The sequence below is a fragment of the Pontibacter roseus DSM 17521 genome (assembly GCF_000373265.1).
In the GTDB taxonomy this organism is placed as follows: domain Bacteria; phylum Bacteroidota; class Bacteroidia; order Cytophagales; family Hymenobacteraceae; genus Pontibacter; species Pontibacter roseus.
Map to the genome: position 1 here is coordinate 294825 of NZ_KB890766.1, position 13930 is coordinate 308754.

Here is a 13930-nt window from a genome sequence, read left to right on the forward strand (position 1 = left end):
TTCGAAGTGACGAACAATCACGGCTGAACCTCTCCCTTTGAAGGGGCAGGGGGATGTCAATCGTTCCCGATTCCCCTCATGGGGGAGGGGCAGGTGTAGTTGGACCCGGTACAGTGGCCGGAACAGTAGAGACGCACAGCTGGCCGCAGCATACCTACTTTCCCTTCCGCAGCGGGAAGAATTTCCCGAAGGCTATTTTGCGCTCCACTTCCTCTTCCGGAATCTGCGTCTCGGAGACAGACCGCACGTCCTCGATGGAGTAGAAGGCGTTGGGGTTGTAGTCACGGATGATGCCAACGACTTCCTTCAGCTTCTTGCGCTTGACTATCATGAAAAGCAGGTTTACCTTGCCTCGGGTCCCTTTGGCGTCCACACTTGTGAGGCGGTAGCCGCGGCCTGCCAATCGCTCGATGAGCGCATCTGCTGATTCCACCGTGATGACACGGACTACCATCTGCCCAAGGGCCAGTTTCTGCTCGATGCGTAGCCCCAGAAAGTTGCCCGTCGCGAAACCAGCGGCCCAAGCAAAATAGGAGGCGAAGTTGCCTAGGTTCTGCATCACCTGCGTGATGGCTACCAGCCAAATCAGTACCTCCAGGAAGCCCAGGAGAGGCGCTATCAGTTTGTCGCCCCGAGCAATGAACACGATGCGCAGCGTGCCTAGTGTTACGTCACAAATGCGCGCCAGAAATATGAGTAGAGGTATAATGACCCAGTTTACTATCTGTGGGTCAATTCCTTCGAAGTAATCCATAGTTGGTTGTTGCTTTGGCTATGCATGTAAATTTAAGCAGTAACGAAATGATGGTATGGTTGCTGATTTTAGGTATACATTTTCTGCAACAGTACCAGCTACTGCTTCTCATATAAAGGTACTAAGATTATCCCGGACATGGCGGCTCCAACAACAGACATAACATCCTTGCGGTAGTTGAGGCCTATATCACTCCTTTTAATCGTTCTTACAACTGCTGTACTGGAGGACGTCGGGCAGGGCAATGCGTTTTGCCACAAGCTTTGCGGTACGCAGGAGTGAGACCGGGTGTTGTGCCTTGTTTATACCCAAGGCCGTTCCCACATTAACTCCAAGCTCTATCTGGCTGGGAATACAGCATTTATATAATTAGCGCTATATATAGAAAACGTGCGGGTAATTATTGCGTATGATAAGGAAAACTGCCTGCTAAACCTTAACCGATTGAAAACTTTTATACCTGTGTCTGGCCGTGATGCGATTGTCCCCCTCTATGCGTTGCCACAGATGCCCGGTTTTAGTTATAATAACACATGGCGAAATTGATCATTGTATCAAACAGACTTCCTATCAAACTTCAGGAAAAGGAGGGGAGGCTTGACTTCAAACCCAGTGAAGGCGGACTCGCCACAGGCTTGGGATCTATTTACAAACAGAAGGACAACCTTTGGATTGGATGGCCTGGTATGGTGGTGGAGGAAGAAGCCGAACAAAGAAATATAGTAGAGAATCTGCAGCAGCAGAACATGCACCCCGTGTTCCTGACGGAAAAGGAAATCAAAGAATTTTACGAAGGCTTCAGCAACGAGACCCTCTGGCCTACCTTTCACTACTTCAGCCAGTATGCCGTCTATGACCAGCAGCTCTGGGAGACGTACGTGGAGGTGAACAAGAAGTACTGCGAGGAGGTGGTGAAGCTGGCCGGTCCGGATGACACCATCTGGGTGCACGATTACCAGCTGCTGCTGCTGCCCTCCCTGTTGCGCGAAAAACTGCCGGAGAGCACCATCGGCTTCTTCCAGCACATCCCTTTTCCGTCTTACGAGGTGTTCCGCCTGCTGCCTTGGCGCAAGGAGCTCCTGGAAGGTATGCTGGGCTCCGACCTGATTGGGTTCCATACCTACGACGACATGCGCCACTTCCTGAGTTCGGTGAACCGGCTGGTGGGCCACGGCAGTACGCACGGCTGGATTAACACCGGCAACCGCTCCCTACTAGTAGACTCGTTCCCGATGGGCATCGACTACGAGAAGTACGCCGAGACCGCTGATAGCGAAGAGGTGAAGAAGCGTGAGAAGATGTACCGCAACAACCTGCAGTCCAAGAAAATCATCCTGTCGATTGACCGTTTGGACTATTCCAAAGGTATACCGCAGCGCCTGCAGGCTTTCGAGCTGTTTCTCAAGAAGTACCCTGAGTTCCACGAGAAGGTGACGCTTGTGATGCTGGTGGTGCCTTCCCGGGATGCCGTGGAGAAGTACAAGGAACTGAAGGAAGAGGTGGATGAACTGGTGGGGCGCATCAATGGGGAATACAGCCACATGAACTGGAACCCGATACAGTACTTCTACCGTTCTTACCCGCTTGAGACGCTTTCCGCTTTCTACCGCATGGCCGATGTGGCCCTGGTGACACCCATGCGCGACGGTATGAATCTGGTGTGCAAGGAGTACGTGGCCAGCAAGCTGGACCAGAAAGGCGTGTTGATTCTGAGTGAGATGGCCGGCGCATCCAAAGAACTGTCGGAGGCTTTGCTCATCAACCCCAACGACCTGAACCAGATGGTGGAGACGCTGCATACCGCCCTTACCATGCCTGAGGACGTGCAGAAACAGCACATGCAGCACATGCAGGATTCCTTGCGCAGGTATAACATACACCATTGGGTGAGCATGTTCATGGACCGCCTTTCCTATGTGAAAATCAAGCAGCTGTCCATGGCGACCACTTACCTCGACGAAGCTACTTTCCAGGAACTCAGCAACTCCTATACCACGTCCAGCACGCGGCTGTTCTTCCTGGAGTATGACGGCGCGCTGGTAGATTACCACAACAGACCCCTAATGGCCGCCCCAGACGAGGACCTGCTGGAACTGCTTCAGGTGCTGAGCAATAATCCCAAAAACCGGGTGGTGGTTATCAGTAGCCGCGAGAAGGACAACATGCAACGCTGGCTAGGCAGCCTGAACATCGATTTGATAGCCGAGCACGGCGTCTGGATAAAGCAACGCGGCACCGGCTGGCAGACGATGACCAGCCTCATCGACGACTGGAAGAACGACATCCGCCTGATTCTGGACCTATACGTGGACAGAACACCGGGTTCCTTTATAGAGGAAAAAGAGTACTCGCTGGTATGGCATTACCGCCGCGTAGAGACCGGCCTGGGTGAACTGCGTGCCCGTGAGCTGGTGAGCCACCTCAACTTCCTGGCCACCAACAGCAACCTGCAGGTGCTGGACGGACAGATGGCCGTGGAAATAAAGGCGCAGGAGGTAAGCAAGGGCAAAGCCACCAGCTACTGGCTCAACATGTATCCGCACGACTTCGTGCTGGCCATAGGCGATGACTGGGGCGATGAGGATATCTTCAAGGCAATGCCGCGCGACGCCTATACCGTCAAGATTGGGAATACCCACTCCGTGGCTAAGTACCACCTCGATACCTGCGAGGAAGCCCGCCGCCTGCTCTCGCGGCTGGTGAAGCTCAAGCAGAAAAAGCTGCCAGAAGAGTTGTTATAAGTACTGATTTAATTCACATAAAGAGCCCCTGCCGGTACATGTATCAGCAGGGGCTCTTTGTATACCCTTGGTTCGCACTTGTGCTATCGTACTCTTCTGGAGTAGCTCATGTAAGTCAGAACCACAGAGAGTAGAATCATCAGGTTGCCGGCCAGGTTGATGTAGATGCGCTGGTTCGGCACTGAAGTCAAGGCTGAAAAATCAATCTGGGATAGATTGTACCCCAGCATACAAATGATGAGGACTATCAGGATAAGCGCGAATTTCTTCATACCGTTTCCCTGCTGAGGTTATTGAAAAAGTGTTCCGCCTCCCGCGCTGCCTTTGTCAGACTTGGCGGGTTCTTCGCAGTTCTCCTCGTTGAACACCTGGTTGATGGCGTTTTCGGCGCTGCGCAGTTTGTCTTTGCAGAATTTGATGAGCAGCGAGGAGCGCTGTACTTTCAGCGTGAGTTCATCCACGTCCACGGCGTCACTTTCTATGGCCCGCAGAATCTCCTCCAGCTCCTGGGTGGCTTCGCGGTAGGTCATTTGGTTTATGTCTTTATGCGTCATTTGCGTCTTTGTTTACAACTATACTATGCACCCGTCCATCCTGCAGGCGGGTTTCAATCACATCACCTTCGTTCACCTGGCTTAGGTGCTTGATGATTCTGCCGTTGACCAGCGTCAAGGTATAGCCACGCAGCAGCAGCTTCTCGGGGTCATTTGCCTGGATGCGCATCTCAAGCAGGTCGAGGCGGTGCGCGCTGCTGCTCAGGTTCTTCTGGGCGCTGTACTGTATCCGGTCGGTGCACTTCACGAACTGGAGTTGGCTGCGCTTGAGTCTGTCCTTCGCCTCGGTCTCCACACAGTGCACTAGCTTGTTCAGGTCGTGTTCCTTCATGTGGAGCCAGCGCTGGCTATACCCCTCCACACACACCGATAGTTCCGTGAGCCGCTTGCCGCGCAGGTGCAGCAAATCTTTAGTATTGGCCTTTATCTCGAGTTCCAGGTCGCGCACCAGGTGCTTCTGGTTGTCCAGGAAGTTCTTGGGTTTGAGTAGCAGGCTCTTGGAGAAGAGCTCCAGCTTTTCCCGACCCTTTTGCAGGTAGCCGTTGGTGAGGTTCGACAACTTGAGGCTTTGCCGTTCCAATCTATCTGACGACAGCCGCAAGTACTGGGCTGACAAGGTATAGATGCTGTCGAACAGACTCTCCACCTGCACCTCCACCTCACGGCAAAGGTCAATCAGGAAGCCGGCCACAGCGGTTGGTGTTTTCTGGCGGGTGTGCGCCACCAGGTCGGCAATGCTCTCATCGCGCTCATGTCCTATACCTGTGAGCACAGGCAGGGGGGAGTGGCCGATGGCAGCCGCAACCTTGTAATCATCAAAGCAGCTCAAATCCGTCTGGGACCCGCCGCCCCGTATCACCACGATGGCATCGAACAAGTGGCTATACCTGGCAATCAGGGACATGGCTTTGGCTATGGAAGCAGGCGCCTCGTTGCCCTGCACGATGGCCGGAAAAAGCCTGGTATCAAAGGTATACCCATACCCATTATGCTGGAGTTGGTGGATGAAATCCTGGTAACCGGCGGCCGTAGCCGATGAAACAACGGCCAATCGCTGCGGAGCCAGAGGCAGTTCCAGTTCCTTGTTAGCCGTAAGTAGCCCCTCCGCTTCCAGCCGCTTCAAAGTCTCCTGCCGCTGCCGCGCCAAATCCCCTATGGTATAGTTGGCGTCGATGTTCACAATGTCGAGGCTCAGGCCATACAGCTCGTGAAACCGCACGTTGGCCTGGAAGAGAATCTTGAGTCCGGCCTTGAGTTGCTGCCCCGTCTTCTCCTCGAAGTAGCGCCCCAGCATCTGGTAACGCGCACTCCAGATGGTCGCCCGCGCCTGTGCCTGCACAGCCCCTCTGGGGTCATCGCCTTTGTCCACCAGGTTGAGGTAGCAGTGGCCCTTGCGCTTGTCCGGCGACACCTGCGAAATCTCCGCCACCACCCAATAGCTTTCTGGAAACGCCACTTCCAGCTCCTCCCGAATCTGCTGGTGCAGCTCGAAGAGCGAAAGTGGAGCCTGAAACTCCTGTTGGACGGTGGTCTGGCGGAAAAAAAACTGGGCCATGGGCGGGGAATGTAATCTAAACCCGAAGATAGGATATTTTGAGCGAAAGGCTATGGCGCATGGATGTTTTGTTACGGCGACGCTCACCCTGAATGTAATGCACTAAGCAATGCAACCGCCTTGCTTCTGTTTGATAGCTGCTTGCAGGAGGGTATATCTACCATACCTGCCAGTAATCCATGCTATAGCGCCTATACCTTTGAAGATGCAAGGGCAGAAACTCCCCCTTCGAAGGGGGCAGGGGGATGTAATCGTTCCCAATTCCCCTATTGAGAGGGGCAGAGGTGAGTCAATCGTGAGCAGGTGCTATATCTGCTCACGATTCTGCCATTCCTCAACCCATTTCTGTCATTCCGACGAAAGGAGGAATCTTTTACATTATAGACCACTGGTTCAGGCGCAGCGGGAACGGGCCGGTGGAAGATGCGAACCGGTTACAGAAAGTGCCTGCAGAAAAGCCGCATCTGCTCTGGCGCTGGATGTGCGGCCGGAAGGGCGTGAGATTCCTCCTTTCGTCGGAATGACAGGTGAAGAAACAACCTCCTTCCCAAGAGGGGGAACAGTTACATCGCCTGCGGCTTGAGCGCTCAAACCAATGCTATGAAGTGACAGGTAAGGGCATTAGAACGGCGGCAGCTATGAAACTATGACAGAATAGCGTATAGCAACATACACCAGCAGCATACCTAGCAAAGGAGCGAAATTACCCCTTCAACCCCTCCAGCGTCTGCATCACTTGCTCCTGCCACAGCTGTTTCTCCAGAATAACGGGAAGTGCGGTGCGCTCGAGGCAATCGAGGGCGGGGCAGCGCTCGCAGGTTTCATTCACGAGGCGGTGCAGGATGGCCGGGTCGTCCAGAAAACGGACCTTGCGTCGCAGGTTCTCATTGATTAGTAGGCCGATGCTGATGGTGCCGTTCTGGCTTTCGGAAGGCTGCGCCAGTGCCATTACCAGGTACTCGTTGGTAGAGTTGATGTAGGAGGAACGCTGTATACCTACCAGTGGCTGCTCCAGGTTACCCACTTGCTTGCGCCGCTCCATCTCCCCGAAAAGCGTGAGCGATATCCAGCGGCGGCAGTAGTGTTCATTCAAAAAGGAGGCATGCGGATTGTGCAGTCCGGCTAGGTGCAGTTCCTTTGTCAGGGAATAATGGTCTAAGGCAGGGTCGTGGTGGAAGCGCAGGAAAAACAGCTGCTTGATGTTGAAGAAGCGGGGGAGCAGCGAGGTGATGCGGTGTAGGAAGGTTTCGGGAGAAGTGCGGTAATTCTCCATAATCTGTAGCAGGTACTGCGGCTGCCAAGTGGGTAACTCAAAAAAGGTCTGCAAATCCTGCACCAGCCGGTCGCGGTTCAGTAGCAGCGCACCCGCAAAATAAGAGGCCTTGAAGTTGTTCAGCACTTCCTCAAAAGAACCCACCCGCACCCAGGTGGAGGTATAGGGCCGCTCCTGCAACTGCAGCACCTGGAAACCAATCTCCCGCGCCACGGCAAAGGCACTCTGCTGCTCGGTCAACCCCGTGCTGAGGAGCAACCGGGGAGCAGCACCCGGAAGGAAGACCGATCGGAGTGGAGCCAGTTCCGGATGTTGGTTCAGTGTCTCTGTTTCAATTGTTATGTTAAATGTGTTTTGGAGTATAGCTGCCAATTGGCCATAGGAGGGTGTCTGTTCCGGACTTATCTGGTGTAGTTCCAGGAAACGCTCCACTTCCAGTTCCAGCTCCTCGAAGTAGTTGTCGTGCAGCTCCTGGTAGGAGCGGAGGGCAGAGAAGTAGAACTGCTCCACCCGTAGGTCAAACGCCCGAGAAATTTCCAGCAATGTATTGATGAAGGCGCTCAGCTTGGCCGGTGCCGTGGCAAAAAGGTCGAGCAGACGGCTGATGTCCAGACCAAAGTGCTCTAGCGGCAGCTCAGACAGAATGTTGGATCGCAGCAGCTCCCCTACGGGTTGCAGGCGCTTGCTCAGCTGCAGCGACACCAGGTAATCATAAGTTACCCCAAGCACATCGGCGATGACAGCGATTTTGCTGGGCTTCGGATGCTTTTTGCCTTTCTCTATCTCATTCAGGTATGAGACCGATATACCTGTCGCAACAGCCAAATCAGTTAGCGAGATATTTTTCTCGCTCCGCAGCTGCTTGATTTTCAGTCCGAGTATAAGCCGGATAACGTCTTCCTGTAGCCTCATGTACCACCTGTTGTTTGGAGATGTATCAAGAAACGTGCTTTTGCGATTATTTCCCAAAAAGAATAAAAAATTATTTTAGCGAAAATTCGCCAAAATAATAATGTTCGCGTATATGCTTAAAAGTTATAGTATAACAATTTAAAATTATAGTTATGTTAGCAGAGAGCACCACCACCGCCCGCTTAGTTGGAAAACCTGTGAAAGGTATGGAAGAGATTCTTTCACCTGAGGCAATCGATTTCCTGGAGATGCTGCATCACAAGTTCAACGCTACCCGCGAGGAGCTGCTGCAAGCGCGGACCGAGCGGCAGAAGCGGATTGACGACGGGGAACGGCCGCAGTTCCTGCCAGAGACAGCCTCAGTCAGAGCGGGTGATTGGAAAGTGGGGGCTATACCTGTGGACCTGCAGCTGCGCCGGGTAGAAATCACGGGTCCCGTGGACCGCAAGATGGTCATCAATGCCCTTAACTCTGGAGCAGATGTGTTCATGGCCGACTTTGAGGATGCAAACGCCCCTACGTGGGAGAACGTGGTGGAAGGACAGCTAAACCTGCGGGACGCCGTGCGCCGCAACATAGAATACCAGAACGGCAAGGTATACCGCCTGAAGGAGAAGGTGGCCGTGCTGAAAGTGCGTCCCAGAGGCTGGCACCTGCCAGAGAAACACCTGCTAATGGGTGACAAGGCCATCTCGGCATCACTTTTTGACTTTGGGCTATACTTCTTCCACAATGCCAAGGAACTGCTGGCTCGTGGCACAGGTCCCTACTTTTACCTGCCCAAGCTGGAAAGCCACCTCGAGGCCAGGCTCTGGAACGAAGTGTTTGTAGCGGCGCAGGAGGCATTAGGCATACCCGTTGGCACTATCAAAGTGACCGTGCTGATTGAGACCATACTGGCCGCCTTCGAGATGGAGGAGATATTGTACGAACTGCGGGAGCACATCGTGGGGCTGAACGCAGGCCGGTGGGACTACATCTTCAGCGCTATCAAGAAGTTCCGGAAGCAGCCTGACATCGTGTTCCCGGACCGGACGGCAGTCACCATGCAGGTGCCTTTCATGAAAGCCTATACTGACCTGCTCGTGAAAACCTGTCACAAACGCGGTGCCCATGCCATGGGAGGTATGGCAGCATTCATCCCGAACCGGCACGACCCAGCGGTGAACAAGGCAGCCTTCGAGAAAGTAAAAGCGGACAAAGACTTCGAAGCCAAAAACGGCTTTGACGGTACCTGGGTAGCGCACCCTGATTTGGTGAGCGTGGCACGCGAGTCATTCGACAAGGTGCTGGGAGACAGGCCGCACCAGAAAGATGTGCTGCGTCAGGAGGTGGATGTACAAGCAAAGGATTTACTCAATTTTACTATGGCCGGCAGCCACATCACCGAAGCCGGGCTGCGACTCAACATCAACGTGGGCATCCTCTACATTGGCAACTGGCTGTGCGGCACGGGTGCCGCCGCCATCCATAACCTCATGGAAGACGCCGCTACCGCCGAAATATCGCGTGCTCAGGTATGGCAGTGGCTCCACCACTCCAATACCCGCACCACCGACGGGGAATTGATTTCGGAAGAGCGGGTGCTGCGGCTGATTCAGGAGGAGACCGAGATCATCAAGGAGGAGGTTGGACTGGCGAAGTTCAAGAACTGCCACTTCGAGCGCGCCTCCCATCTTTTCTCAGAGCTGGTGCTTTCCACCTGCTTTGTGGAGTTCCTGACATTACCGGCTTACAAATACATAGACTAAAACCCCATACGCCATGAACAAGACAGAACGAATCCAGGCTATCCAGAATGATTGGTTAGTGAACCCACGCTGGGAAGGCATCAAAAGACCATACACTGCCGATGAGGTGGTGAAGCTCCAGGGCTCGGTCAAGATTGAGTATACCTTGGCCCGAAATGGTGCCGAGAAACTCTGGAGACTGTTGCACACCGAAGAATACGTGGCGGGTTTGGGTGCCATGACCGGCAACCAGGCGGTGCAGGAGGTGCAGGCGGGCCTCAACGCCATCTACCTGAGCGGCTGGCAGGTGGCTGCCGACGCCAACCTGGCTGGACACATGTACCCCGACCAGAGCCTATACCCTGCCGACAGCGTACCGAACGTCATCAAGAAGATAAACAACGCGCTGCTGCGGGCCGATCAGATTCAGAGTGTGTCCGGCGAGGGCGAGGTGGATTGGCTGGTACCGATTGTGGCAGATGCGGAAGCCGGCTTCGGAGGAAACCTCAACGCCTTTGAACTGATGAAAATGATGATTGAGGCAGGCGCCGCCGGCGTGCACTACGAGGACCAGCTGTCCAGCGCCAAGAAATGTGGTCACCTGGGCGGCAAGGTGCTGGTGCCAACGCAGGACGCCATCAACAAACTGGTGGCCGCCCGGCTGGCCGCAGACGTGATGGGCGTTCCAACGTTGCTGGTGGCCCGTACCGATGCCGACGCAGCCAACCTCATCACCAGCGACATCGACCCACGCGACCACGCTTTCATTCTAGACCAACCCCGCACCAGCGAGGGCTTCTTCCATGTTCGCTGCGGTCTGGAGCAAGGTGTAGCACGGGGCCTGGCCTACGCTCCTTACGCGGACCTCATCTGGATGGAGACCTCCAAGCCTGATTTGGAGCAGGCGCGTCAGTTTGCGGCGGCCATACATGCGGAGTTCCCAGGCAAGCTACTGGCCTATAACTGCTCGCCTTCCTTTAATTGGGCAGCCAAACTGAGCGTGGAGGAGATGGAGACATTCCGGGAGGAACTGGCCAAGATGGGCTACAAGTTCCAGTTCATCACACTGGCCGGTTTCCACGCACTCAACACGAGTATGTTTGAATTGGCGAAGGCTTATAAGGCACGCGGTATGGCTGGCTATTCTGAGTTGCAGGAGCGGGAATTCGGTTTGGTGAAGGATGGCTTTAAAGCTGTGAAGCACCAGTCATTTGTAGGCACTGCTTACTTTGATGCCGTGCAGCATACCGTGACTGCCGGCACAGCCTCCACCGCCGCACTGGTGGGTTCCACAGAAGAGGAGCAGTTCCACTAAGAAGCAACACTGTTTACAGCAGAAAGAGCCGCGCCCGCAGGTATAGTTCCTGCGGACGTGGCTCTTTCTGTGAGTAAAATCTTTTGCTCAATCTAATAATCAGCCTGTCTCATCTGCGCTGTTTCCTCTGGGCGTTTATGCCTGAGTGGGAGGTGCTAAGCAAAACGGGAATGAACAAGGTATAGCATCAATTAAGTCCTGCCGCAGGTATAGCGGGCAGGTATACCAGTAGAAGATTAGGGTCAAATTACCTTAGAGGTATAGCGGATTAATGGACTACGCGCAGTACCGGCTCGTTAAGCGTCACGCGGGTATCCGGGTCTACGGTGAAGTAACCTACCTGGCTCGGACCATAGCCCAGATTCAGTTCCACAAACTTGTTTTTTTCGGGAAGCATCGCGATGACCTCATCCTGTAGTTTTCTATACTGCTCCAACAACTCCACCATCTTCTGCTCTTTGTCGTTGAGTGAGCTGTCGCGTTGCCCATCTTCTATGCTTTGCTCCAGGCTGTGCTGCTCCGGATTGAAATCAGGCTTAATGCTCTGCAGCGAAAGCAGCTCCACCTCCAACAGCCGTATATCGCGCTCAATGTGCAAATATTCCTTTACTTTCTCCTCCAGCGGAATCAACGATTCATCCAGATATTCTATCAGGTTTTCCATCTTTTAGTCTTGTAGTGTCCTGCCCTCATATACGGAGCCAGGGCCCATTTATATGCACTGGATTAGCGCTAAGTAGACCAGCAGTAAACCTGTAAGGGTAAAGAGGCCTATAACCACCTGAAAAACTTTCGGATAAACTCCAGCTTGTTGCCGTAAGGCGGGTAGCGCAAGGGTATGTCAACCCAGGTGCCGCGACGCACCACGCTCTTCTGGTTGGAGAACAGGTCAAAGCTGGACTGCCCATGGTAGCTGCCTACGCCGCTCTCGCCCACACCACCGAAGGGCAAGTTGGGGTTGATAAGATGCGAGATGGTGTCGTTGATGCAACCGCCTCCGAAGTGTGCCTGCTCCAGCACCTGGTCCTGCTGCGCCCGGCTGCCCGAAAAGAAGTATAGTGCCAATGGCCTTGGACCAGCGTTCACCTGCTCAATCGCCTCGTCGAGCGTATCGTAGGTGAGCACAGGCAGTATAGGTCCGAATATCTCTTCCTGCATGACGGGGTGGGTCCAGGTTACCTGATCCAGCACGGTGGGGGAGATGAAGCGGGTGTCGGCGTTGACCTGTCCGCCTATTCGCACCAGCCCATCCTGCAGGTAGGAGCGCAGGCGGTTGAAATGCCGCTCATTGACGATGCGGGCAAAGTCGGGGCTGTTTTCAGGCACCTCCCCATAGAACTGCTGTATGGCGATTCGCAGCTGCTCCAGCAACTCATCTTTCACCTGCTCCTGCACCAGCAGGTAGTCGGGTGCTACGCAGGTCTGGCCGGCGTTCATGAACTTGCCCCAGGCGATGCGTCGGGCGGTCAGGCCCAAGTCTGCGTCCTCGGCCACGATGGCGGGGCTCTTGCCGCCCAGTTCCAGCGTGACAGGAGTGAGGTGCTCCGCAGCGGCCTTCATCACGATACGACCCACTTGGGTGCTGCCGGTAAAGAAGATGTAGTCAAAGCGTTGCGCCAGCAGGTGTTGCGTGGCAGGTACCCCACCCTGCACCGCCGCCACATACTCCGGCTCAAACGTGGTGTTGATTAATTTGGTGATTACTGCCGAAGTGGCCGGCGTAAGCTCAGAAGGTTTCACAATGGCGCAGTTGCCAGCGGCCAGGGCACCAATGAGCGGGTTCAGCACCAGTTGCAGCGGATAGTTCCAGGGACCGATGATGAGCGCGATACCAAACGGCTGAGAATAGATGTAGCTGCTGGCCGGGAAGTTGAGCAACGACTCCCGCACCCGCCGTGGCCGTGCCCACTTGTGCAGGTTCTTCAGTACCAGGCGCAACTCCTGTTCCACAAAGCCAATCTCGGTGGTATAGGTCTCAAAGGCCGGTTTGCGAAAGTCGGTGTGCATGGCTTCCAGCAACTCCTGCTCATGGCTTTTGATGGCATTCAATAAAAGACGCAGCTGCTCTTCCCTGTAGCTGACTTCCAGCGTCCTGCCGCTGGCAAAATACGTGCGTTGCCGCTGGAGCAGGTGCTCAATCTCTTCAGGCCGCGTCTCCGGAACAGCAGGAGCCTGTGGCTGCAAGGGTTTTGGTGTGTTCATAGCTTCTCGGGAAGATTTGTTCCTGTTCGTGAATGTTCTGGTGCTGTGCGTCCGGTAAAGCCGCTCATGGAGGTATAGACGCCAAACCACTTGCCTGCGATGGTGTCAAACATACGCGTGGGCAGCAGGCCCCGGAGCAGGGGGAGGAGGTTGACGATGAACGGCTTACGGAGGAGTATCTGGTTCTGCTCCACTGCCCGCAGGATGGCATCGGCAATGGTGTGGGGTTGCAGGATGGGCGTAAGGAACGGAGCCTTCACACCGGCGAACATACCTGTATCGATGTAGCTAGGGGTGACCGTGGTGACGTGCAGCCCAGGGGCTATTTGCTCCAGCTCCAACCGCAGACTTTCGGACCAGCCCAGCACGGCCCATTTGCTGCCGGCGTATACGCTCATGCGCGGGTTGGGGAGCATGCCGGCCGCCGAGCCGATGTTGACGAAGTGCCCTTGCCTGCGTTCCAGCATGGCCGGTAGAAAGGCATGTGTCACAGCCATCATACCTAGTACGTTCACCTGCAGGGTGCGCTCAATCTCCTGCATGGTATGCTCCACAAACGGCTTACCCACCACGATACCCGCATTGTTGATGACGATGTTAGGGGCTCCGAATTCCTGCAGCACCTGTTGCGCTGCTTGCTGTACCTGTGCTGTGTCGGCTATGTTGACCAGGTAGGGGTGCACCTGATGCTCCGCTGCCGAAAGCTCCTCCGTGACCGCCTGTAAACTGACCGGGTCAACATCCCAGATAAGAAGGTGTGTAGCGCCCTGTTGCAGGCACTTCTGCCCCATGAGTTTGCCTATGCCGGATGCGCCTCCCGTTATCAACACGACACTCTCTTTTATCCTGGTCATAAGAGGCTCATTTTACGTTTTACACGTTATCGCACCCTTA

The 13930-nt window shown here is 54.7% G+C and carries 11 protein-coding genes; 3 read left to right on the plus strand and 8 right to left on the minus strand.

Annotated features, from left to right (window positions below; genetic code table 11):
* Window positions 1-154: 154 nt before the first annotated feature.
* Window positions 155-754 carry a DUF2179 domain-containing protein gene (locus B051_RS0115600; RefSeq protein ID WP_018479150.1) on the minus strand — a complete coding sequence of 200 codons (600 nt, stop codon included), beginning with the start codon at window positions 752-754 and terminating at the stop codon, window positions 155-157.
* Between the two features lie 533 nt (window positions 755-1287).
* Here B051_RS0115600 and B051_RS21430 point away from each other — a divergent pair.
* On the plus strand, window positions 1288-3495 hold the full coding sequence (locus B051_RS21430) for a bifunctional alpha,alpha-trehalose-phosphate synthase (UDP-forming)/trehalose-phosphatase (protein ID WP_018479151.1): 2208 nt from the start codon (window positions 1288-1290) through the stop codon (window positions 3493-3495).
* Window positions 3496-3578: 83 nt separating this feature from the next.
* On the opposite strand, the gene B051_RS0115610 is transcribed toward B051_RS21430, so the two are convergent.
* The 4 genes from B051_RS0115610 to B051_RS0115625 form a co-directional block, all read right to left on the minus strand.
* Complete coding sequence (locus B051_RS0115610; protein ID WP_018479152.1) at window positions 3579-3767, minus strand: hypothetical protein; 189 nt, start codon at window positions 3765-3767, stop codon at window positions 3579-3581.
* An 18-nt stretch (window positions 3768-3785) separates the two neighbouring features.
* The gene (gene xseB, locus B051_RS21435; RefSeq protein ID WP_018479153.1) at window positions 3786-4049 is read right to left on the minus strand and encodes an exodeoxyribonuclease VII small subunit; all 264 of its coding nucleotides are present in this window, start codon (window positions 4047-4049) and stop codon (window positions 3786-3788) included.
* Complete coding sequence (gene xseA / locus B051_RS22050; protein WP_018479154.1) at window positions 4039-5604, minus strand: exodeoxyribonuclease VII large subunit; 1566 nt, start codon at window positions 5602-5604, stop codon at window positions 4039-4041. The genes xseB and xseA overlap by 11 nt, the downstream gene beginning before the upstream one ends.
* Window positions 5605-6307: 703 nt before the next feature.
* Window positions 6308-7789, minus strand: a complete 1482-nt coding sequence (locus tag B051_RS0115625; protein ID WP_018479155.1) for a helix-turn-helix domain-containing protein — start codon at window positions 7787-7789, stop codon at window positions 6308-6310.
* Window positions 7790-7941: 152 nt separating this feature from the next.
* On the opposite strand from B051_RS0115625, the gene aceB reads away from it, so the two are divergent.
* On the plus strand, window positions 7942-9540 hold the full coding sequence (aceB, locus tag B051_RS0115630) for a malate synthase A (RefSeq protein ID WP_018479156.1): 1599 nt from the start codon (window positions 7942-7944) through the stop codon (window positions 9538-9540).
* A gap of 13 nt (window positions 9541-9553) precedes the next feature.
* Window positions 9554-10834, plus strand: coding sequence for an isocitrate lyase (gene aceA / locus B051_RS0115635; RefSeq protein ID WP_018479157.1), 1281 nt, complete (start codon window positions 9554-9556; stop codon window positions 10832-10834).
* A 268-nt stretch (window positions 10835-11102) separates the two neighbouring features.
* Here aceA and B051_RS0115640 read toward each other — a convergent pair whose 3' ends face one another.
* The 3 genes from B051_RS0115640 to B051_RS0115650 all read right to left on the minus strand — a co-directional run bounded on the left by B051_RS0115640 (window position 11103) and on the right by B051_RS0115650 (window position 13890).
* The gene (locus B051_RS0115640; RefSeq protein ID WP_018479158.1) at window positions 11103-11498 is read right to left on the minus strand and encodes a hypothetical protein; all 396 of its coding nucleotides are present in this window, start codon (window positions 11496-11498) and stop codon (window positions 11103-11105) included.
* A 107-nt stretch (window positions 11499-11605) separates the two neighbouring features.
* Window positions 11606-13036, minus strand: coding sequence for an aldehyde dehydrogenase (locus B051_RS0115645; protein ID WP_018479159.1), 1431 nt, complete (start codon window positions 13034-13036; stop codon window positions 11606-11608).
* Window positions 13033-13890: an SDR family NAD(P)-dependent oxidoreductase gene (locus B051_RS0115650; protein ID WP_018479160.1), complete on the minus strand. Its 858-nt coding sequence runs from the start codon at window positions 13888-13890 to the stop codon at window positions 13033-13035. Before B051_RS0115650 ends, B051_RS0115645 begins: the two co-directional genes overlap by 4 nt.
* Between the last annotated feature and the right edge of the window lie 40 nt (window positions 13891-13930).

Bases quoted from the DNA above. Each gene is read 5' to 3' on its own strand.
- aceB (WP_018479156.1), top strand. From the start codon at position 7,942: ATGTTAGCAGAGAGCACCACCACCGCCCGCTTAGTTGGAAAACCTGTG.
- B051_RS0115650 (WP_018479160.1), bottom strand. From the start codon at position 13,890: ATGACCAGGATAAAAGAGAGTGTCGTGTTGATAACGGGAGGCGCATCC.
- aceA (WP_018479157.1), top strand. From the start codon at position 9,554: ATGAACAAGACAGAACGAATCCAGGCTATCCAGAATGATTGGTTAGTG.
- B051_RS0115610 (WP_018479152.1), bottom strand. From the start codon at position 3,767: ATGAAGAAATTCGCGCTTATCCTGATAGTCCTCATCATTTGTATGCTG.
- B051_RS0115600 (WP_018479150.1), bottom strand. From the start codon at position 754: ATGGATTACTTCGAAGGAATTGACCCACAGATAGTAAACTGGGTCATT.
- xseB (WP_018479153.1), bottom strand. From the start codon at position 4,049: ATGACGCATAAAGACATAAACCAAATGACCTACCGCGAAGCCACCCAG.
- B051_RS0115640 (WP_018479158.1), bottom strand. From the start codon at position 11,498: ATGGAAAACCTGATAGAATATCTGGATGAATCGTTGATTCCGCTGGAG.
- B051_RS0115625 (WP_018479155.1), bottom strand. From the start codon at position 7,789: ATGAGGCTACAGGAAGACGTTATCCGGCTTATACTCGGACTGAAAATC.
- B051_RS0115645 (WP_018479159.1), bottom strand. From the start codon at position 13,036: ATGAACACACCAAAACCCTTGCAGCCACAGGCTCCTGCTGTTCCGGAG.
- xseA (WP_018479154.1), bottom strand. From the start codon at position 5,604: ATGGCCCAGTTTTTTTTCCGCCAGACCACCGTCCAACAGGAGTTTCAG.
- B051_RS21430 (WP_018479151.1), top strand. From the start codon at position 1,288: ATGGCGAAATTGATCATTGTATCAAACAGACTTCCTATCAAACTTCAG.